The organism is Bartonella sp. AA97HXZ (assembly GCF_042196985.1).
Taxonomy (GTDB): domain Bacteria; phylum Pseudomonadota; class Alphaproteobacteria; order Rhizobiales; family Rhizobiaceae; genus Bartonella.
Window position 1 is genome coordinate 1 of record NZ_JBHIRC010000103.1, and the last position, 631, is coordinate 631.

The following is a 631-nucleotide window of genomic DNA, read 5'->3' on the forward strand; positions in this document are numbered from 1 at the left end:
CCCAGCAGCGTTACCTTAATTTGGTTTGATGGGGGTATAAATGGAAAAAAGCGCGATATGGTCGACAGAACTTTTCACAACGGTTTAAGAGAACTTATACAAAAAGGAATTTTGAAACCAAAATTGCCTAATCAATACTGGGTGAATCCTATTTTGTTATTCAAAGAAGAAAAAGTTGCTTTTATGAAAGAATATCAAATAGAATCATCTTCTACCAAACCGGATATTTCATCCGTTGAACATCAAACAGATCTCGAAGATTTTATAACAAAATAACTTGTGTCATTTATTGTACTGTGTATATTATGGAGCATCTTGATTTAAGCGCGTGAGGGGAAAATAATGTCAAAATCACAAATAAGCAAAGAGGCGCTCGTCCTTTTGCTTTTATGGCTTCGTGGTCCTTTAAGATTGATACTAAGCCTTATAGTGATAATGGGGTTTATAGGATTGCTTACAATTCCTATTATTATATTATCAATAGGTTGGTCAAAAGCACTAATAAACATTACAATTTGTTCGTTTATATTAGGTTTTGGCTCTTTCCTTCTAATTTTTTATTATGATAAACTTATAAGATATTTACAATAAACTGTTCACATATTTTTCCATTAACAATACTAATAAAAAA

The 631-nt window shown here is 31.1% G+C and carries 1 pseudogene; it reads left to right on the forward strand.

What is annotated here, in order from left to right:
• Window positions 1-276, forward strand: a pseudogene (locus ACFINE_RS09930) (hypothetical protein); the annotation flags it as partial.
• Between the last annotated feature and the right edge of the window lie 355 nt (window positions 277-631).